Origin of the sequence: Streptomyces sp. NBC_01750 (assembly GCF_035918095.1) — a bacterium.
Taxonomy (GTDB): Bacteria; Actinomycetota; Actinomycetes; order Streptomycetales; family Streptomycetaceae; genus Streptomyces.
The window spans coordinates 3811888-3830914 of sequence record NZ_CP109137.1 but is presented as its reverse complement, the minus strand read 5'-3'; the positions used below and the strand labels follow the sequence as shown (position 1 = coordinate 3830914).

Here is a 19027-nt window from a genome sequence, read left to right as displayed (position 1 = left end):
GCTGGGCGGGCGTCAGGCCTTGTGGATGAAGTCCTGGACCAGCTTCACGAACTCGACCGGCTTCTCGAAGATCACCATGTGGCCGCTGTCGATCTCGGTGTAAGAGGAGTTCGGGATGGCGGCGGCCAGCTCACGGGAGTGCTCGGCGGGCACCGCGGCGTCCGGGTACGGGGCCAGGACGAGGGTCTCGGCCTGAACCCTCCCGACCAGGTCGCGGATGTCCACCTGGACGAGCAGCTCGAGCTGGCGGATGCGGCCGCTGGAGGGGCTCAGCTCGGAGCCGAGGTTCTCGACGTCGCTCAGGCTGGGCTGGCTGCGGATGAAGCGCGGGCTGAAGGCGGTGGTGCTGAGCACGCGGCCGAAGGCCTTCGGGTCGTGCTTCTGGCTCAGGGTCAGACCGATCAGATTCTGGATGTAGAGGTCCGACTTGACCAGGCCGCCGACGGGGATCAGGCGGCGAACAAGCTCGGGGTGAAGGGCGGCGGTGGCGGCGACGATGGCCCCGCCGAGCGAGAAGCCCACCAGGTCCACGGGGCCGAGGCCAGCGTGCTCGATCACGGCGGCGACCTCGTCGGCGAGCTGCTCAACGGTCAGCGGCGTGCCGTCGTCCGCAGCGGTCTCGCTGCCGGACAGCTCGGGAAGGATGACGGTGTTGCGGCGGGCGAACTCCTCGACGAGGTGGCCGAAGGTGACCTGGCCGCCCTTGCCCACGCCGTGCACCAACAGCAGGGCTGGACCCTCGCCCGTCACGGTGTAGTGGATACGCGAGTTACCGACGGAGATCGTGGGCATGACAGATCGCCTCCTGTGACGACATGAAAAAGAATGCGCGGGTGCGCGAAATCGGAAAGTGGAATGGAAGAGTGCACGGCGAATTCCGCCCGCCCCACCGGACTCGAGTGGACACGGGCCGCCGGTTTTCCGCCGGATGCAGATGCGCGGGAATTTCGACAACGCCGTCCGAATTCGCCGGGAGGCGGCCGGACGGATGGTGCGGGGAACGGATGACCGTCGGCAACAACACCCGAGAGGATCCGGCGTTGTTGCACCGGCCCTCGGTGCGTAGCGCAGTGCGGTTGTGCGGCGGACACGATGTCTCGGAGACCCGAGAGGAGGCGTCCCCGAGCTCGCGCCTCCTATCCGATCCCCGAGGTGGTGGCTGTCGTCCGATGTGACGACCACCCCCGATCACCTGAAGCTGAATTTATCTACTTCCATAGATCCAGTCAAGCGTTCCCGGATCGCTCGAGGATGGTCCGACGCCTCGGTGCCCCTCTCGGGCGATGTACGGCGACCACAAAAAAGATGAGTAAACATGGAAAAATCGCGACAACAGAGGCGCGGCGCGGGCGACGTTCTCGAGTGCTGGCGTAACTCCGGCGATGGTTACGAGGTCAAGCCGATATCTCGGATGTCAAGATCTGCCCCCGGCGTGGCGCTAGAATCCCTTCAATCCTCACCTTGTGGAGCATGCCTATGCCCGACCGCGTCTTCGACGGCGGTAAGTTGCGTGACCGCCGTGTCATCAAACGCCTGTCGCAGGCCACTCTGGCCGAGGGGCTTCACGTGAAGGTGAACGCCGTCTATCGCTGGGAGAACGGCTTGGCAGCTCCCCCTCCGGAGCGATTGTCGGCGATCGCCGCATTCCTGGATGCCGATCTGAATGAACTCTTTCCGCGCACCGAATCACCGAATCTCGCTGACCTGCGGTGCGACGCTGGGATGACCCAGGCGGACACGGCGCGCTACACCAACACCTCGTCCCCCATGCCGGTAAGGGCCGCCGAACAGGGCAAGCGGCCGCTGTCCGACCAGGCGGTGACGGCGCTGGCCGCCGCCTACAACGTGACCCGCGCTGAACTCCTCGCCGCGCAGCGGCGTTCCTTCGGGCAGCCCGAAGAGCCGGAGGAGGAGCCGTCGGCCGACGGCGCTCGCGTGGCCCGCAAGTTGGAGTCGCTGCGCTCCGAGGTCTACGGAGGGGCGGCGCCCTCGGACGCGCACCTCGCGTCCGAGGGGAACCGGAAGAGCGGCTCCACGGTGCTCACCGAGGCGATGGTCCGGGCACTGCGGGCCGGCGAGGTCGCCGAACCGGAGGACGAGGCCCTCGATGCCCTGGCGCTCGCCTTCGACGTGCCGCCGGTCTACTTCCGGCAGGACGATCCGGAGGTCGACGCCCTGATCCTGTCGACCCGGGCCGTGCGCAACAGGTTCACCGTGATGGTTGCGCGCCGTGCGGGCCAGGACATGCCCAAGGAATCCTGGGACCAGCTCCGCGACTTCATCGGCGAGACGATGGCGGAGATCTTGGCCGATGACGAGAACGGGCGCTCGGCGTAATCGGTTCGGGCCAGCGGCTGTCGGGATTCACGGCCGGGCGGGGGCTCCGCCACGGTGCGGGCCGTCGACGGCAGCCGGCCCCCGTCGACGGGCCCGGTGCGTGCTCCTCTGGCCGATGAGCCGCGCCACGTTGTCGGCGCGCAGTTCGATGAGCGCGTCGTGGTCCGGGGGCCTGGTCGTCGAGAGCCCGCCATCCGGCGTCACCGCGCGTGCCCGCAGGGTGTCGGGCGATCTGAGGATGCCGGTGTTGTCCCCGGCCCAGAGGTGCACCAGCTGGTGCACCTTCAACTCGAGTTCGTGGGACGGCGAGCAGCCCTTGGGGTGGAGGATCAGGTCGACCGGATGTGTGTCGTGCTTGATGAGGAGGCCGCACATGCCGTCGAGTCCGGTCAGGTGGTCCGGGATCGGTTTCATGACGATCTGTCGGCCGCTGGCCTCCGCGATGTTCCCGACCAGCTGGTCGAAGTCGAAGGGCTCCGGGAGGGGTATGGAGGCGAGCAGGTGCTCACTTTCCCGTTCGGCCTGAAAGTGCAGTCGGTCGGCGCGTAAACGGCGGTAGAATCTCGAGAGGATTCCGGATTCGGGATTGTTGCGACGGGGGATCCGATTCATTCCGTGGATCCCCTCCCGATGGGCTGCCGCCGATCGTCGATCCCTCTTTCCGGTTCCTGGCACCGGGTTTGTGAGTGGCCCACTTTGGGCATTGTACATTCCCCCTTCTGTGCACGGCTGCTCGCGGTGTCGTATGGGCACGCGAGCGTTGTTTCACCAGGTTGTCGACGTGCTGGAAACTCCTACGTGTCGCATGTGTCGGTAACGCGAGCATTGGTTCCGGGGAACGGGGCATGTGGATTTCCTGCCTGCTCAAGGCGGACACGTTCGGAGCCCGGCTCGCGAATTCGATCGCGGACGTGTGATGAGCGCGGCGTGATGGCGGTACTTCTCCGTCGCGGCAGCTCATTGTCGAATCTTCGGGCTGCAAAGTTCGCTCTTGTGGCCAGGCTATTGGTCCGGAAGCCCCCGCATCTCGCGCCTGCTGGCGCGAGGTGTTCAGACCGACATGGCGAGCAGGGTGTGGTGGTGACCCCGTTTATACATACCTTATATTGCTCCCCCTGAGCGTGTCGGCCGACCTCAGTTCCGCGTACCGAGGATCGAGCTCCGCAGCCAAGATAAATGTCAGACATCCGCCGTGGTGAGATGTTCCGGCATCTGGCCAGAATTGACCAGGTACCGAGCGGCGGAGTTCGGCGTCGGGCCTGATGGCCCGCATCGAACTCGGCCATATCGAGTCAGGGCGCTGCCGGAGAGGTCGCACGACGCCCATGTCGATCACGCGACGGTCCCCGGCCACGACGGGGTCGACCTGCCGGCTCGGGCGTGCTGCAGTCCTCACGTGGAGGGGGACCACGGCGCCGGCGGCCTCCTCGATCCCGCCGGACCCTCGGGACTGTAGAGCTGGCTGACGCGCGGCGCCCGATGGGGTGCACGCGAACTCTCCCCGGGCACCCTCCTGTTCCCCGACCTGGTGGCGGCGGATCCGCGACCCCGCCGACAACGGGGTGTCGCGCGGGAGCGGTGTCGGCGTACACATGAACGTCACGTGTACGCCGACACCACCTCCGCACCCGGCCTGCGGCCCGGCGGCATCACCGGCATGTCGCCTGACCGGCATGTCGCCTGACCGGCACGACGCTGATCCACGCGAGGACGCCACACTCGTCGCCCGGGTTTGGGAGGCGATGGTCATCACCCGCGCCCTCGCCTGGGGCGCCGGGAAACCGTCCTGAACCAGCCACGACGGCGACACCCGCCCTGGCACGCCCGCTGGCTCCACGAACCTCGACGCCAAGCACATCGCCGAACTCACCGGAGGCCAGCCCCCGGCAGAAGCCGCTAAGTGGGCCGCCCGCATCCGGGCACGGGCCGAAGGCCGCATCATGGGTCCCACCGTCCCAAGCATCAAAGGACTGCTGCTGGCTAACCTGGCTGCCGCCTACATCCCCGCGCCCGAGCCGGTCCGGCGCATCGCTGGCACACTCCAGGCCGCGGGCGAAGTCCCTGCCGACCGCGTCCTGCGGGCCGAAGACCTCTACATGGCCTGCCAATACCTCGGCACTCGGCAGAACATCGACGTCCGCTACCGCAGCGCGACCGGCAGGAAAGTCACGAAGCCCCTGCGCGAACCCGTCGCTTGGGAACCGGGCATGATGTACAGGCAACGCTGTATCCGGATCCGGCGCGCCAATGAACGCTATGAGTGACTGGCGCTTGGGTCCAAGCCACGTCTGCTTGCGGAACTCAAGAAGCGTACCTGCGAGCGCTTCCATCCCGAATGATTCGGGCATTGCGTCATTGACGACCGTAAACCAGTTATGCCCGCACTGCTGCCCTTGAACACCAAAGTGGCACGGATGGTTTAGCTCCGACGGGAGTACTTTCTCCGCGGAGGTTTCACAAACTTCCGGTAACCAGCTGGGCGAAGTTTCCCCGACGGCTGCCTTCACTACATCCTGAGCAGACCACAGATTATTCTTGGGAACTGTATACACTATGCAACCCTTTCGGGAATGCCGTGCCGGACAGATTGGCCCTAAGAACGTGAGGCGATATCGCACTTTTGGGCGTTAAAGTGAGCAAAGCGGGAGCGCGTCGGGCGCTAAATGCCGACGCAGCTGGGTCTCTGCGGAGATGGCGGCGCGGATGTACCTCGGATCGGGTACGCGCTTCGCATCCTCGCTCTCCACTCGTAGCGAATGGAGTTGCCCCGGCTACGCCGGGGCGGCGAGCCCTGCTTCGCTCCGCCGGTAACGGCGGCTTCCTCCGTGCCAGGACATCGGCACCTCATCCCGGCTAAGCCTGAAACGCTCCCCACGCCAGCCACCTTCCCTGCGCTCCCTCACGGAGGAATCCGAGTGAACTCGCTGTTCCGCGGCACGTGGGTATGGTCAGCCCCCGCCACAGTCAGCGCTGGTCGCTGTGCCTCCACAACTGCCCCGTGCGGCACGGCATCGCCGACGTGGGCAGGCTGTGTGCCCTGCCCGTGGGGGCGCAGCAGCCAGCACGTGATTAATCTCAGCTAACGTGCCGAGGTTGGCACGGGTTGCCGCAGGGTGTCAACTATCGTTAATCCTGGCCTGGGGAGGTGGTTCTGTTGGCGGGAACGTTCGAGGAACGACTGAACACACTGTTCGAGACCGTCCATCCGCCCGACCGCGGCCCGTACAGCAACCAGGAGATAGCCGAGCTGCTGCGCGAACGCGGCGGAGCCACTCTCTCTCATGTCTATCTGTGGCAGTTGCGCACTGGAAGACGAGACAACCCCACCAGACGGCATCTGGAAGCGCTGGCGGACTTCTTCGGCGTCCCGGTGGCCTACTTCTTCGACGACGCCACCGCAGACAGAGTCGTCGCCGAGCTCGCCTTCGTCAGACAGCTACGCGAGACCGGGGTGCAGCGAGTGGCCATGCGGGTGGCAGGGCTGTCGCCGCAGAGCATGGAGCAACTCCTCGCAACCGTTGAGCAGCTGCGGGCGCAGGAAGGATTGCCTGTCGGCTCAACCGATGAATGTACGGACGATGGCAGGTGAGGGGCGTTACGCGACGCAACTGTCGACGCTTCGTCCGCGGCCTGGACTTACCGAATGTCAGCAGCGTGAGGGAGCTACTTCCCGTTGCCGAAAGGCTTTCCGGCTATCCCATCCGGCTCGCGCCCGCCCCTGCGGACAGCGAGGAGGGAGTGTGCGGCCTCTGGATCCGGATGGAGGGCGTCGACTATGTCTTCGTCCACGAGGACACCAGTCGCGCCCATCAAGATCATATAGTTGCGCACGAAATGGGGCATATCCTGCGCAACCATCGGGGCAGCCCGATTCTCTCTCAGTCCAAGCCGGTCACCGACCGGCTGGTCCCAACCCTCGACCCGGCGGTGGTGAAGATGATGCTCGGCCGCACCAGCTATGAACATCAGGACGAGAAGGAAGCGGAGTTGATCGGCACCTACCTTCAGCGCCACGTGCACCGGCCCGGTGCACGCATCTCGGGTCACGACCGCGTGGCAGAGACGTTACTGCGCGGCAGGCGGTGACAAGGACTCGTGCAGCAGCTTCTCCATCCCATCTGTCTGACTCTGGCCGTCGCCGGGTTCCTTGTGCTGCTATGGCCTCCGCGATACCTGCGCCAGGACCGAGCACTGGCCGCGCTCGTCGGCGTGTACGGCTTCTGCGCACTCTCCTTCCTGGTGTCTATGGAGCCGGTCTGGAGATTTCTGGGCGACATCACCGGCAACCCTTCGATCGGCATCCTCGCGGCGTTCAGCTGCGTCACGGCTCAAGTGACCTTGCAGCCAGCCGTCCTCGCCAATTGGGTACTGCCGCCGAAGAAAGCCCGCAGGAGAGTCCGGGTGTGCCTCGTGGCCGGGGCATTGGTCATCGCTGCCCTGGGCACGCTGTTCCTCCTGCTTCCCGCTTCCGGTTCAAGTTCTCCACAGGGCTTCACCGCCAGGCACATCCACATCGGCGCCTACCAGGCGTACTTGGCCCTCTATATCGTCGCCTACACCGTCGGCCAGGGCGCCCTCGCCGTGGGCTGTTGGAGAGCTGCTGGCCATACGGGTGAGGCCTGGATCGCTCGCGGGCTACGCGTCGTCGTGGCCGGCGCCCTGCTGACCTACGGCTACAGCGTGGTCCGACTCGTCGGCGTTGCTGCTGCCGTGTTCGGCTTCACCCCTCCGTCGGCGGCCGCCGAGCGTTTGGCATGGGTCTGCGCCGATGGCGGCAACTCGCTCGTGCTCACAGGATTCTTCATTCCCATGCTGGCCGTCCACATCTTCCCGCGGGCTCGGGCCTGGGTGCGCGCCTTCCGCGACTACCGGAGTATGGCGCCGCTGTGGCATGTGATGCACCAGGCCCTGCCTACCATCGTCCTGACTCCCCCAGCCGCCGCAGCGAACCGCGTGCCCTCCTGGGGCACCACCTGGCACCTGTACCGCCGCGCCGTCGAGATCAGGGACGGCCAGTGGGCTCTGCGACACCACCTGGAGGAGTCGGAGCGCAATGCAGCCGAGGTACGTCACACCGCCGCCGGGCTGACCGGTGCCGAGCTGGCTGCCGCCGTTACCGCGGATCAGATCCGCGCGGCACTGGCCGCCCACGGCCGGGACGAATCGCCGCATACGCCGACCGAATACGCCGACGCCAGCACTCGCGAAGACGTACGCACGCCGGACGACGATATCCGCGCGTTGCTGCGCATCGCCGCCCACTTCGACACCGTGTCCGACTACGAGGATGCCGCCACTTCATGGACTTGATCCGTCGCTCCGCCAGCGAACAGCTGGACGCCCTGAACCGGCGAGAAGCCTCCAGCCGAGAACTGACCACCGCGCATCTGGAACGCATCACCGCTCACCCGGATTACAACGCGGTAATCACCCTAGCGGCCGAGGATGCGCTGGCCGCGGCCTCGGCAGCCGATGAGCAGCGGGCTCTCGGCCGAGCCGGTGCAGTGCTGTTGGGGCTTCCGATTACTCTCAAGGACGCTCTGGAGACCGAGGGCTTGCGTACCACATGCGGTGCGGCGGACCTGTCCGAGCACATACCCGGCCGTGACGCGGACGCCGTGGCCCGGATGCGCGCGGCTGGTGCCGTTGTACTGGGTAAGACGAATACACCGCCGCTGTGCCAGGGCATCCAGACCAGCAATGAGCTGTTCGGCACCACACCCAATCCGCACGACCCGCACCGCACGGCCGGCGGTTCCTCCGGCGGTTCGGCCGCGGCAGTGGCAGCCTTCCTGAGCCCGCTTGACATCGGCAGCGATCTGGCGGGCTCACTCCGGCTGCCCGGTCACTATTGCGGGGTCTACAGCCTGCGACCCACCCACGGCATTGTGCCCAGTCGAGGTCATATTCCCCGCCCGCCCGGCTGGCTGACAACCTCGGACATGCTCTCCGTCGGCCCCCTCGGGCGCAGCGCGGCCGATCTCGATCTCGCGCTCGGTGTGTTGGCCGGGCCCGCGCCCGATGAGGCCGCCGCATGGCGGCTGGATCTGCCCCCGCCCCGGCACAAGCAGCTGGAGGGGTACCGGATCGGCATTTGGGCCGACGACCCGTTCTGCCGGGTGGACGCCACCACTCGGGCACTGCTGGAGCACGTGCACCGGAGCCTGCGCAACGTCGGCGTCCGCATCGATGACACAGCGCGCCCCGTCGACATGGACTCCTCCGACAGGTTGTTCCGTTCCCTGATGCTCGCCGGGGCTGCTGCCAGTGCTACGCCGCAGGCGTACGCTGCTGAGGTCGAGGCGTCCGGGGGACTGTCTCCTGGCGATGAGTCGCCCGAGGCCTGCTACCTCCGTGCCCGCACGATGCGGCACCGAGACTGGATGCTGGCCCATGAGGAACGCCGACGACTCCAGCAGCAGTGGGCTGCCTACTTCGGCGGTGTCGACATCCTCATCACTCCGGCCGCGCCGACGGCCGCCGTGCCCGATCAGGCGGACGTGCCTGTCTCCGAGCGCTACATCACCGTCGACGGACAGCGCCGGGGCTACTGGGAACAGACGACCTGGCTGAACCTTGCCAGCCCTGTCCACCTGCCCGCCGCCACCATCCCGATGGGCCGCCCGTCCGAGGGGCTGCCGATCGGTATCCAGCTCATCGGGCCGTACCTGGGTGACCTCACGGTCACCCATGTGGGAAGACTGCTGGGGAAGCTGGCGAATGTGGCCCCGGAGGCCTACTAGAAGCTGGAGGCCGGCAACGACGTCGTCCTGGACCACGGGCTGTGGCGCCGCGACGACCGCGACGCCTGGCAGCAGGCCGCCCGCGAAGCGGGCGGCCACCCGCTCGTGGTCTACCTCCCTTCCAGCCGGGAAGATGGGCTTCGCCTTTTTTACGGACTGCGATGGAGAACTCCAGTTCCACCGGCCCTGTGCGGAACTTCAGCGACTGACTGTCACCCTCGCTGATGGCCGCCTGTAACTGAGCCCGAATTGCGCTGACCGTCTCGCCAAGCTCCGCCCACGGCTCCTGCGACATAGGCCCCCTAGGCCTGTATCGCGTGATGGGAAGTGCAGAGCCGCCTCGCGTGCGTGCCCGCTGCCGAAGAGCAGCAGGTGTAGAGCGCTGGGAGCTCGGATGGAGACCAGGAACAGTTGGCCAGCCGTGCTCATGAGGCCATGCGCTGATGAGTGGCATGCGCAGGTATATGGGAAATGATCTCCAAGCGGCTGGGAAGGCGATTCGGAGCTTCCGCGTATCCCCAGCTCAGAGTCACTCGTGAACGGCCCACAACAACTGACGAGATCCCGTCCGGTCATCTGACCGGACGGGATCTCGTCGTTTGCGCATGCCGTGTGAGCGGATCGGTCTTTTAATGCTGAATGTCCGCTGTGTTTCTCTCCGGGCCGGTGTCGGAGAGAGCACCTCCAGACTTCGGCAGCCATCCGTGCGCCGGTTCTCGTCGGGAGAAACGCATGTCGTTGGCTCAGCCTCCGCAGGACTCCCCCGCGCCTTCCGCCGCCTCCGCCTCACCCCCCGCAGCCGCACCCGCGCCCGCCCCCCGCAAAGGCCTGCTGCGGCGGCTCGGTGAATGGTGCGCCCGTCGCTGTGGGGTGGTCATCCTGGCCTGGCTGGTCGCCCTCGCGGGCCTGCAGGTTCTGCAGCACGCGTACGGCGGCGACTACTCCGACAACTTCTCGCTGCCCGGAGTCCAGTCGACCGAGGGGCTGGACGTGCTCAAGGAGCACGATCCCGCTGCCGGCGGATACGCCGCCCAGATCGTCCTGAACGACACGGCCAAGCCACTCACCGGCTTCGCCCCGCAGATGTCCACGGTGATCGGCAGCCTCCAGAAGCTGCCGCATGTGCTGTCCGCGCAGAACCCGCTGCCTCCGCCGGGTTCGACGCCTCCTCCGCAGCAGCCGGCCGGACAGAACACCGGCCCGCTCTCCACGGACGGCGCAACCGCGTACATCACCGTCCGCTTCGATGTGCAGCCGTCCACTCTGGAAAAGTCGTATCTCGACGGTGTGGACTCGGCCGTCCAGCCGCTGCGCTCCGCCGGGGTGGATGTGGAATACGGCGGTCCGCTGGGAGAGCTGGCCAGACCGAAGGCCAACGACCGGCTCAGTGAGCTGATCGGCTTCGGCGTGGCGATCCTCGTTCTGCTGATCGGCTTCGGCAGTGTGCTCGCCGCCGGTGTGCCACTGCTGACGGCGCTGGTCAGTGTGATCTGCGGGCTCGCCTGCCTTGGGCTGCTCGCCGCCGCGTTCACCTTCGCCACCGTCTCACCCACGCTGGCCACCATGATCGGTCTCGGCGTGGGCATCGACTACGCGCTGTTCCTGATCACCCGGCATCGGCAGAACCTCATGAACGGCGCCGATCCCGTTGTCGCCGCGGGTATGGCGGTGGCCACCAGCGGCCGGGCGGTGCTCGTCTCCGGATGTACCGTCATCATCGCTCTGATGGGACTGTCGGTCTCCGGGGTCAGCTTCATCTCCAAACTCGGTGTGGCCGCCGCCGTCACGGTGGTCTCGGCGGTCGCCGGCGCGCTCACCCTGGTGCCCGCGCTGCTGGGGCTGATCGGCCGACGGATCGACAAGTACCGGGTGCGCAAGCCGATCGCGGAGACGGACGCCGAGCCGGGCGCCGAGGCGCAGGGCACCTGGCACCGGTACGCGCAGCGCGTCGAGCGCCGGCCGTGGTGGTTCCTGACCGGTGGGGTGGCCGTCATCGCCGTGCTCGCCATTCCGCTGTTCTCCATCCAGCTCGGCCACATCGGGGACGGCGCCGACCCGAAGTCCTTCACCGACCGGCGGGCGTACGACCTCATGTCCGACGCTTTCGGCCCCGGGTCCAACGGGCCGCTGACCCTTGTCATCGACCAGACCGCGGTCGCGTCCGCCGACCGCGCGGCGCTCGCGACACAGGCCCGAAAGGCGCTCACCAATGTTCCGGGGGCTGCCGCCATCACCCCGCTGAAGCTCACCAAGGACGGGGACGTACTGGTCGGCACCGCCTATTCGCAGCAGGCGCCGCAGGACGAGGTCACCACAGAGCTGGTCAACCGGCTGGACGACGACGTCCTGCCGGAGGCCGTCAACGGCACCGCCGCGCAGGGCTACGTCACCGGGACGACCGCGGCCCAGGTCGACTTCCTGGACATCGTCTCCAGCCGACTGCCCCTGATCATCGCCGTGGTGGTCGCTCTCGCCTTCCTCATCATCCTGATCGTCTTCCGCGGGCTGCTGGTCGCGGTCAAGGCGGCCGTGCTCAACGTCCTGTCCATCGCTGCCTCGTACGGAGTGGTGGTGGCGGTCTTCCAGTGGGGCTGGGGCGGCCCGGCGCTGGGGGTGTCGGGCAAGGTACCCATCGAGAGTTATGTGCCGATGATGATGTTCGCCATCGTCTTCGGACTGAGCATGGACTACGAGATCTTCCTGCTCTCCCGCGTGCACGAGGCCTGGCTGCGCACCGGCGACCCGAAGGCGAGCGTCGCGCACGCGCTGGAGATCACCGCACGCGTCATCACCTGCGCCGCGCTCATCATGGTGAGCGTCTTCGCCGCCTTCGTGGTCAGCGACAACGTCGTGGTCAAGATGCTGGGCCTGGGCCTGGCCGTGAGCGTGCTCATCGACGCGACCGTGGTGCGGCTGCTGCTGGTGCCGGCGGTGATGACGCTGATGGGGCGGGCCGCATGGTGGACGCCGCGGTGGCTGGACCGGATCCTGCCGCATGTGGACACCGAGGGCGAGCACGAGATGGCGGGCGCGGCCGGTGACGGTGTGCCTGCGGGCAGCGGGCGGCGCTGACCCGGCCCCCGCCGGGGTCAGCGCCGTCCGGGTTTCCCTCCCGCGTACTCGGTGGGACCGGCGGGGACCGAGCAGCCCCGCCGGCTCCCGAATGGATCAGGAGGTCTGGGCCTTGTCGTAGACGGCCTTGGCCTCATTGCCGAAGTACGGGCCGAACATCCGGTTCGGCAGGAAGACGTAGCCGAAGCTGTTCACCGATGCCTGCAGCCCGGTGCCGGTGGCCTCGCTGAACGAGGTGAACCAGGGGCCGCCGCTGGAGCCGCCCGTCATATTGCAGCCCAGGCTGTGGTCCTGCGAGAACAGGAAGTCCTTCGAGCTGTTGCCGCTGCAGTAGATCAGCTTCGTGCCGTCGTACGGTGCGGCCGCGGGGAAGCCGAAGGCGTACATGGGCTTGTTGTAGCCGCCGTTGAAGCTCAGTCCCTGCGCCCCGACCGTATCGGCGAGCTTCTTGCCGTTCAGCGGGGCGACGACGGCCAGGCCGACGTCGTAGTTGATGTCCTCGCTCGCCGCCCACTGGTCCGTCGAGAACGTCTTGGTGGCGGACCACTGACCGTACGGCGCCTGGCCGTTGTTGTACGCGGGCACGAAGACCCAGTTGGTGTGCCAGCTGCCCTGGTACTTCACGCAGTGACCCGCGGTGATCACCGTGCTGCCGTTCTGGCCGGTGACCGAGTCGCCGGAGCACGAAGCCGTACGGCCCTGGAAGGTGAAGAACACCCGGCCCGATGTCTTGACCACGGCGCCGCCGCCCGTCCACGCGCCGCCGGCCTGCGGGAAGGCGGTGGGGGAGAGGGCGGTCGGCGGGACCACCGTCTCCTTGCCGCCGGACCGGGGGGCTCTGACCGAGCCGGGAGCGGCCTGGATCAGGTCGAGCGGAGTGGCGTTGCGCATCCGCTCAGCGGTCCAGAAGCCTTGCGTCTGCCGCTGCTTGAAGACGGTGGGCGCGGTGTCCGGTGTGGGGGCGGCGCCGGCGGTGGTGGCGGACAGCGCTCCGGTGAGCAGGGTGCCGACGGCCAACAGGATGCCGGCGGCGGTGCGATGGCGTCTCACGCATGTCTCCTTCTGCCGTGCCCGCGCGTGGAGTCGCGCGGGCAGGGTGGGGGATGAGGCGGTGCGGATCGGCGTGCGTGAGGCAGAGTGCCACGGGAATCTTGGATATGTCAGGGGCGCGACAAAGGCTTCGCGAAGCAGCGGCTGTTCTCGTACTCGCGGTAGTGGCCGAATTTCGTCGTGCAGATCGTGTAGCCGCTGGAGGTGTAGAGGGCGATCGCCTCGGGCTGCTTGGTGCCGGTCTCCAGAACCACGCGGGTGCGGCCGGCGGCGCGGGCGTCGTCCTCCAGGGCGGCCAGGATCCGGCGGGCCAGACCCAGACCGCGCGCCTCGCGGATCACATACATGCGCTTGAGCTCGGCGTCTCCGTCGGAGTAACCCTCGTTGTTCGCGTCCCGGGAGCGCCAGCCGCCGGTGGCGACGGGCCGGCCCCGGTCGTCGTACGCGAGGAGATAGAGACCGCTGGGCGGTGTGAACATCGAGGCGTCGAGCGGTGTGACATCGCCCTCGCTCTCGCCCTCGTCGCCGTAGCGCTCGCCGTACTCGAGCTGGACCTGGTCGTTGAGTTTGACGGCATCGGGGTGGTCGAAGGGCACGGTGCGCAATTCCATGCCGAGAAGCGTACGTGCATGCGAATACATGCTGCCGGTGTGGTGCTCGGTAGGCTGCCGGGATGCTCACCGTGACCACCGTGAATGTCAATGGACTCCGCGCCGCGACCAAGAAGGGCTTCGTGGAGTGGCTGGCCGGTACCGCCGCCGACGCGATCTGCCTCCAGGAGGTACGGGCCGAGGCGCACCAGCTCCCCGACGAGGTGCGCGAGCCCGAGGGCTGGCACACGGTGCACGCCCCGGCCGTCGCGAAGGGCCGTGCGGGTGTCTCGCTCTACACACGGCGTGAGCCGGACCAGGTGCGGATCGGGTTCGGGTCGGGCGAGTTCGACGCGAGCGGCCGGTACGTCGAGGCGGACCTGCCCGGCGTCACGGTCGCCAGCCTCTACCTGCCCTCGGGCGAGGTGGGGACGGAGCGTCAGGACGAGAAGGCGCGGTTCATGGCGGAGTTCCTGCCGTATCTCGCCGAGTTGAAGGCGCGCGCGGCGGCCGACGGGCGCGAGGTCGTGGTCTGCGGCGACTGGAACATCGCGCACCAGGAGGCCGACCTCAAGAACTGGAAGGGCAACAAGAAGAACTCCGGGTTCCTGCCCGAGGAGCGGGAGTGGATGACCCGTGTCTTCGACGAGGCGGAGTACGTGGACGTGGTGCGCGCGCTGCACCCGGACGAGGAGGGGCCGTACTCCTGGTGGTCGTACCGGGGACGGGCCTTCGACAACGACACGGGCTGGCGCATCGACTACCAGGTGGCGACGCCGGGTCTGGCGAAGCGCGCGGTGAAGGCGTGGGTCGAGCGGGCGGCGACGCACGGGGAGCGGTGGAGCGACCATGCGCCGGTGACGGCGGTCTACGAGCTGTAGGGGCGTATCAGCTGTAGCGTCCACGGGCTCTGTAGCGGTCGACGGCTCTGCAGTGGTCGACGGCTCTGCAGTGGTCGACGGGCTCTGCAGTGGTCCACGGGCTCTGCGGCGGTCATGAGCCGCAGCGGTACGACCTGCCGGTCCGGCGGGCCGTGCCCTGCTGCCGCTACCGGTCCGTTGCCTTGCGCAGCAGGCGGTCCATCGCCATCGAGAGTTCCGCGTCCACGACGCTCTTCGCCAGCGGGCGCAGCCGGTCGGCACCGCCCTGTGGGGTGTGGGTGTTCAGCACCTCGACGAAGAGTTCGGCCAGCGCGTCCGCGTGGGCGCGGACCCGGTGGCCCGTGTCCAGGACCACGGCGAGCGGTACGCCTTCCCGTACGAGTGCCGCCGAGACGTCCAGCAGGCGCCGGCTGATGTGGACGATCTCGTCGCCGTCCGTCGCCAGATAGCCGAGGTCCAGCGCGGCGGCCAGGTTCTCGGGCGTGACCTCGCCCTCGAAGTAGTCGGCGAGCTCCTCCGGGCTGAGCCTGACCGGCGTCTCCTCGGTGGGTTCGCCGAGGCCGAGCACCTCGCCGACGTCGCGGCCGCTCTCGAAGGCGGTGGCGAGATCCGCGATGCCGTTGAGGGTGTGGCCGCGTTCCAGCAGTGCGGCGATCGTGTGGAGCCGGGCCAGATGATGCTCGTCGTACCAGGCGATACGGCCCTCGCGGCGGGGCGGCGGGATCAGTCCGCGCTCGCGGTAGAAGCGCACCGTGCGCGCCGTGATGCCGGCCTCCTTGGCCAGCTCCTCCATGCGGTACTCGCGCCCTGCTCGTCCTTCTGCCACGTCGGCCAGCCTATGTTGTACCGGTAGTAACTTACCCGGTCCGCCCCCTACCGCTGGGTATGTTGCTGCTCTACTCTCCCAACTGTGCCAGTGATCGCTGGCGGGGTTGTGACGTTCAGCGGGAGGCGGCGGCATGGGCCAGCACGAGCACGTACGGGTGGCGGTGATCGGATCCGGATTCGGCGGTCTCGGGGCCGCGATCCGGCTGCGCCGCGAAGGGATCACCGACTTCGTCGTCCTGGAGCGGGCCGACTCCGTCGGCGGGACCTGGCGGGACAACAGCTATCCCGGCTGTGCCTGCGACGTGCCCTCGCATCTCTACTCGTTCTCCTTCGCGCCCAACCCCGACTGGCCGCGCACGTTCTCCGGGCAGCAGCACATCCGCGCGTATCTGGAACATGTCGCTGACACCTTCCGGCTCCGTTCCCACATCCGTCTCCGTCACGAAGTGATGATGATGCGCTGGGACAAGGACACGCTGTGCTGGGAGATCGAGACCTCGAAGGGGACGCTGACCGCCGATGTCGTGGTCTCGGCGACCGGGCCACTGTCGGACCCGAAGATTCCGGAGATTCCGGGGCTCGCCGGCTTCCCCGGCAAGGTCTTCCACTCCTCCCGCTGGGACCATGACTACGACCTGCGCGGCAAGCGCGTCGCGATGATCGGGACCGGTGCGTCGGCGATCCAGATCGTGCCGTCGATCCAGCCGGAGGCCGCACGGCTCACGCTGTTTCAGCGGACCCCGCCATGGGTGATGCCGCGCATGGACCGCGCGATCACCGGTGCCGAGCGCTGGCTGCACCGCCAACTGCCGTTCACTGGCGCCGCCCGCCGCGGGCTGCTCTGGGGGATCAGGGAGCTGCAGGTCAGCGCGTTCACCAAGCGCCCGAACGAGCTCGGTCTCATCGAGTCGATCGCCAAGCGCAATATGGGCCGCTCGATCAAGGACCCGGCGCTGCGCGCCAAGCTCACTCCCTCGTACCGCATCGGCTGCAAGCGGATCCTGCTGTCGAGCGAGTACTACCCGGCCCTCGCCGAGCCGAATGTGGACGTGGTGGCCTCCGGGCTGGCGGAAGTGCGCGGATCGACGCTGGTCGCGGCCGACGGGACCGAGACCGAGGCCGACGCGATCATCTTCGGTACGGGTTTCCGTGTGACGGACATGCCGATCGCCGAGCGGGTGGTCGGCGCCGACGGGATCACTCTCGCCGAGGCGTGGAAGGACGGGATGGAATCGCTGCGCGGCGCCACCGCGGCAGGCTTCCCCAACTGGATGACGATCATCGGCCCGAACACCGGGCTCGGGAACTCCTCCATGATCCTGATGATCGAGTCGCAGCTGAACTATCTGGCCGACTACATGCGGCAGTTGAACGTTCTGGGCGGGCGCGTGGCGCTCGCGGCCCGGCCGTCCGCCGTGCACACCTGGAACCGGTGGCTGCAGGAGCGGATGGAGCGGACCGTGTGGAAGTCCGGCGGCTGCAACAGCTGGTATCTCGACGCAGCCGGCCGTAACACCACGCTCTGGCCCGGGACCACCGGTGAGTTCCGGCGTGCCACGCGTGAGGTGGACCTCGCGGAGTACGAGGTCGTCCGGGTGTCCAAGAAGAACGCCGAGCCAGCCGTGGACGCCGAGCGGGCCGTCGAGGCCGTGGAGCCCGCGGAGGTCGTGCGATGAGCCGGCTGCTGCGGCGTACGGACTCTCCTCCCGTCGCCGATCGCGAACTCACCGCTGTCTCCGCGGACGGGTCCCGGATCCATGTCGAGGTGCACGGCCTTGAGGACGCGCCCACGGTGGTGCTCGCCCACGGCTGGACCTGCTCGACGCACTTCTGGGCCGCGCAGATACGGGACTTGGCAGCCGATCACCGGGTGGTCGTCTACGACCAGCGCGGTCATGGCCGTACGCCGCACGCCGCGGTCGGTACGGATCTGCTCGCCGACGACCTGGAAGCGGTACTCGCATCGGCACTGGCTCCGGGCGAGAAGGCCGTGCTCGCCGGGCACTCCATGGGTGGGATGACGCTGATGGCAGCGTCGGGCCGGGCCGCCTTCACGGAGCACGCGGCGGCTGTCCTGCTGTGCAGCACGGGCAGCGCGAGGCTGGTCGAGGACTCGCTCGTGCTGCCGCTGCGCGCGGGCCGGACCCGGACCCGGCTCACCCGGCTGATCCTCGCGGCGCGCGCCCCGCTCGGCCCGGTGACGCCGCTCTCGAAGCGCATTCTCAAGTACGGGACGATGGGCCCCGGTTCGGCGCCGGAACGGGTCGCGGAGTGCGCCCGTATCGTGCACGCCTGTCCGCGGGCGGCCCGGGTGGCCTGGGCGCACGTGCTCGCCGAGCTCGATCTCGACACGGGTGTACGGGGGTTGAGGGTGCCGGCCGTGGTGGTGGCCGGCACGGCCGACCGGCTCACGCCGGTGGCGCACGCGCGGCGGCTGGCGGCCGCGCTGCCCGAGTGCGTCGAGCTCGTGGAGCTCGCCGGGATGGGACATATGACGCCGGTGGAGGCTCCGGAGGTCGTCACCGCGAAGATCCGTGAGCTGGCCGGGACGTACCTGAACGCGAACGGGTCCGCGAAGGCGACCGTGAAGCAGAATGCCAAGGAGGAGGTCGCATGAGCAGGACCAGCCTGGAGGGACAGGTCGCGGTCGTCACGGGCGCGGCGCGGGGTGTGGGCGAGCTGCTGGCCCGCAAGCTCTCCGCGCGCGGCGCGAAGGTGGCGCTGGTGGGGCTGGAGCCCGACGAGCTGAAGAAGGTCTCGGACCGGCTGCACTCCGAGAGCGACCACTGGTACGCGGACGTCACCGACCACGAGGCGATGGCCCGGGTCGCCGAGGAGGTCAAGGCGCGCTTCGGCAAGGTCGACATCGTCGTCGCGAACGCCGGTGTCGCCTCCGGCGGCCCGTTCGCCGACTCGGACCCGGTCGCCTGGCGGCGGGTGATCGAGGTCAATCTGATCGGCAGCGCGGTCACCGGCCGGGCGTTCCTGCCGGTGCTGACGGAGAGCCGCGGCTACTTCCTGCAGATCGCGTCGCTGGCGGCGATCACGCCGGCGCCGATGATGACGGCGTACTGCGCGTCGAAGTCGGGTGTCGAGGCGTTCGCGCACAGCCTGCGCGCGGAGGTCGGGTACAAGGGTGTGCGGGTCGGGGTCGGCTATCTGTCCTGGACGGACACGGACATGGTGCGCGGAGCGGACCAGGACGAGGTGATGCGGGAGCTGCGGCAGCGGCTGCCGTGGCCCTCGAACAAGACGTATCCGCTCGGCCCGGCGGTGGACCGGATCGTGGCCGGGATCGAAAGGCGGTCCTCGCACGTGTACGCGCAGTGGTGGCTGCGGGGGATGCAGTCGGTGCGGGGCTGTCTGCCATCGCTGATCGGGGCGGTGGGGCAGCGGGAGATGCGGCGTTTCGAGCCTCGGCTGGGGGGCGTCGGGAAGGGGCTCGTGGGGGCGGGCGGAGCGGCGGACGAGGAGGCCCGTACACAGCATCGTTGATCGAAATGCGAGGTAAGTCCTTGCGTGCCAC

The 19027-nt window shown here is 68.1% G+C and carries 17 protein-coding genes; 11 read left to right on the top strand and 6 right to left on the bottom strand.

Translation table 11 applies throughout. The features are described 5' to 3' along the window. Window positions 1-12 precede the first annotated feature (12 nt). Window positions 13-792 carry an alpha/beta fold hydrolase gene (locus OG966_RS17050; protein WP_326650521.1) on the bottom strand — a complete coding sequence of 260 codons (780 nt, stop codon included), beginning with the start codon at window positions 790-792 and terminating at the stop codon, window positions 13-15. 678 nt (window positions 793-1470) lie between these two features. On the opposite strand from OG966_RS17050, the gene OG966_RS17045 reads away from it, so the two are divergent. Continuing rightward, window positions 1471-2337, top strand: coding sequence for a helix-turn-helix domain-containing protein (locus OG966_RS17045; RefSeq protein WP_326650520.1), 867 nt, complete (start codon window positions 1471-1473; stop codon window positions 2335-2337). Window positions 2338-2364: 27 nt separating this feature from the next. Here the strand turns inward: OG966_RS17045 and OG966_RS17040 are convergent, their stop codons facing one another. Further along, window positions 2365-2949 (bottom strand): hypothetical protein, encoded by a 585-nt coding sequence (locus OG966_RS17040; protein ID WP_326650519.1) that lies wholly within the window; start codon window positions 2947-2949, stop codon window positions 2365-2367. A gap of 1328 nt (window positions 2950-4277) precedes the next feature. Between OG966_RS17040 and OG966_RS17035 the strand changes: the two genes are divergently transcribed. The 5 genes from OG966_RS17035 (at window position 4278) to OG966_RS17015 (ending at window position 9080) form a co-directional block, all read left to right on the top strand. Beyond that, on the top strand, window positions 4278-4601 hold the full coding sequence (locus tag OG966_RS17035) for a hypothetical protein (RefSeq protein WP_326650518.1): 324 nt from the start codon (window positions 4278-4280) through the stop codon (window positions 4599-4601). A gap of 881 nt (window positions 4602-5482) precedes the next feature. Then, complete coding sequence (locus OG966_RS17030) at window positions 5483-5926, top strand: XRE family transcriptional regulator (RefSeq protein ID WP_406731688.1); 444 nt, start codon at window positions 5483-5485, stop codon at window positions 5924-5926. Between the two features lie 65 nt (window positions 5927-5991). After that, window positions 5992-6423, top strand: a complete 432-nt coding sequence (locus tag OG966_RS17025; RefSeq protein WP_326650516.1) for a hypothetical protein — start codon at window positions 5992-5994, stop codon at window positions 6421-6423. 9 nt (window positions 6424-6432) lie between these two features. Next, the gene (locus tag OG966_RS17020; RefSeq protein WP_326650515.1) at window positions 6433-7647 is read left to right on the top strand and encodes an MAB_1171c family putative transporter; all 1215 of its coding nucleotides are present in this window, start codon (window positions 6433-6435) and stop codon (window positions 7645-7647) included. Next, window positions 7638-9080 carry an amidase family protein gene (locus tag OG966_RS17015; RefSeq protein ID WP_326650514.1) on the top strand — a complete coding sequence of 481 codons (1443 nt, stop codon included), beginning with the start codon at window positions 7638-7640 and terminating at the stop codon, window positions 9078-9080. The genes OG966_RS17020 and OG966_RS17015 overlap by 10 nt, the downstream gene beginning before the upstream one ends. On the opposite strand, the gene OG966_RS40820 is transcribed toward OG966_RS17015, so the two are convergent. Further along, window positions 9022-9375, bottom strand: coding sequence for a trypco2 family protein (locus OG966_RS40820; protein WP_442806717.1), 354 nt, complete (start codon window positions 9373-9375; stop codon window positions 9022-9024). The two genes, OG966_RS17015 and OG966_RS40820, sit on opposite strands and share 59 nt — an antisense overlap. 437 nt (window positions 9376-9812) lie before the next feature. Here OG966_RS40820 and OG966_RS17010 point away from each other — a divergent pair, with 437 nt between their 5' ends. Then, window positions 9813-12152 carry an MMPL family transporter gene (locus OG966_RS17010; RefSeq protein WP_326650513.1) on the top strand — a complete coding sequence of 780 codons (2340 nt, stop codon included), beginning with the start codon at window positions 9813-9815 and terminating at the stop codon, window positions 12150-12152. 96 nt (window positions 12153-12248) lie between these two features. On the opposite strand, the gene OG966_RS17005 is transcribed toward OG966_RS17010, so the two are convergent. Together OG966_RS17005 and OG966_RS17000 are read right to left on the bottom strand one after the other, a co-directional pair. Beyond that, complete coding sequence (locus OG966_RS17005; RefSeq protein WP_326650512.1) at window positions 12249-13202, bottom strand: trypsin-like serine peptidase; 954 nt, start codon at window positions 13200-13202, stop codon at window positions 12249-12251. 110 nt (window positions 13203-13312) lie between these two features. Then, window positions 13313-13813 carry a GNAT family N-acetyltransferase gene (locus OG966_RS17000; protein ID WP_326650510.1) on the bottom strand — a complete coding sequence of 167 codons (501 nt, stop codon included), beginning with the start codon at window positions 13811-13813 and terminating at the stop codon, window positions 13313-13315. A gap of 62 nt (window positions 13814-13875) precedes the next feature. Between OG966_RS17000 and OG966_RS16995 the strand changes: the two genes are divergently transcribed. After that, complete coding sequence (locus tag OG966_RS16995; RefSeq protein ID WP_326650508.1) at window positions 13876-14673, top strand: exodeoxyribonuclease III; 798 nt, start codon at window positions 13876-13878, stop codon at window positions 14671-14673. A gap of 166 nt (window positions 14674-14839) precedes the next feature. On the opposite strand, the gene OG966_RS16990 is transcribed toward OG966_RS16995, so the two are convergent. Further along, a complete protein-coding gene (locus OG966_RS16990) occupies window positions 14840-15466 on the bottom strand; it encodes a MerR family transcriptional regulator (RefSeq protein WP_326655253.1) in 627 nt (208 codons plus the stop codon). A gap of 166 nt (window positions 15467-15632) precedes the next feature. On the opposite strand from OG966_RS16990, the gene OG966_RS16985 reads away from it, so the two are divergent. Genes OG966_RS16985 through OG966_RS16975 form a run of 3 tightly spaced genes read left to right on the top strand, consistent with a single transcriptional unit; the run spans window position 15633 to window position 18996 of the window. Then, window positions 15633-17177, top strand: coding sequence for a flavin-containing monooxygenase (locus tag OG966_RS16985; RefSeq protein WP_326650507.1), 1545 nt, complete (start codon window positions 15633-15635; stop codon window positions 17175-17177). Further along, window positions 17174-18118 (top strand): alpha/beta fold hydrolase, encoded by a 945-nt coding sequence (locus OG966_RS16980; protein WP_326650506.1) that lies wholly within the window; start codon window positions 17174-17176, stop codon window positions 18116-18118. Before OG966_RS16985 ends, OG966_RS16980 begins: the two co-directional genes overlap by 4 nt. Next, the gene (locus OG966_RS16975; RefSeq protein ID WP_326650505.1) at window positions 18115-18996 is read left to right on the top strand and encodes an SDR family oxidoreductase; all 882 of its coding nucleotides are present in this window, start codon (window positions 18115-18117) and stop codon (window positions 18994-18996) included. The genes OG966_RS16980 and OG966_RS16975 overlap by 4 nt, the downstream gene beginning before the upstream one ends. Window positions 18997-19027: the final 31 nt, after the last annotated feature.

Excerpts from the sequence above, each read along its gene's own strand:
- OG966_RS40820 (WP_442806717.1), bottom strand. The coding sequence starts at position 9,375 with ATGTCGCAGGAGCCGTGGGCGGAGCTTGGCGAGACGGTCAGCGCAATT.
- OG966_RS17010 (WP_326650513.1), top strand. The coding sequence starts at position 9,813 with ATGTCGTTGGCTCAGCCTCCGCAGGACTCCCCCGCGCCTTCCGCCGCC.
- OG966_RS17045 (WP_326650520.1), top strand. The coding sequence starts at position 1,471 with ATGCCTATGCCCGACCGCGTCTTCGACGGCGGTAAGTTGCGTGACCGC.
- OG966_RS17015 (WP_326650514.1), top strand. The coding sequence starts at position 7,638 with ATGGACTTGATCCGTCGCTCCGCCAGCGAACAGCTGGACGCCCTGAAC.
- OG966_RS16995 (WP_326650508.1), top strand. The coding sequence starts at position 13,876 with ATGCTCACCGTGACCACCGTGAATGTCAATGGACTCCGCGCCGCGACC.
- OG966_RS17050 (WP_326650521.1), bottom strand. The coding sequence starts at position 792 with ATGCCCACGATCTCCGTCGGTAACTCGCGTATCCACTACACCGTGACG.
- OG966_RS16985 (WP_326650507.1), top strand. The coding sequence starts at position 15,633 with ATGGGCCAGCACGAGCACGTACGGGTGGCGGTGATCGGATCCGGATTC.
- OG966_RS17000 (WP_326650510.1), bottom strand. The coding sequence starts at position 13,813 with ATGGAATTGCGCACCGTGCCCTTCGACCACCCCGATGCCGTCAAACTC.
- OG966_RS17040 (WP_326650519.1), bottom strand. The coding sequence starts at position 2,949 with ATGAATCGGATCCCCCGTCGCAACAATCCCGAATCCGGAATCCTCTCG.
- OG966_RS16980 (WP_326650506.1), top strand. The coding sequence starts at position 17,174 with ATGAGCCGGCTGCTGCGGCGTACGGACTCTCCTCCCGTCGCCGATCGC.
- OG966_RS16975 (WP_326650505.1), top strand. The coding sequence starts at position 18,115 with ATGAGCAGGACCAGCCTGGAGGGACAGGTCGCGGTCGTCACGGGCGCG.
- OG966_RS17035 (WP_326650518.1), top strand. The coding sequence starts at position 4,278 with ATGGGTCCCACCGTCCCAAGCATCAAAGGACTGCTGCTGGCTAACCTG.
- OG966_RS16990 (WP_326655253.1), bottom strand. The coding sequence starts at position 15,466 with ATGGAGGAGCTGGCCAAGGAGGCCGGCATCACGGCGCGCACGGTGCGC.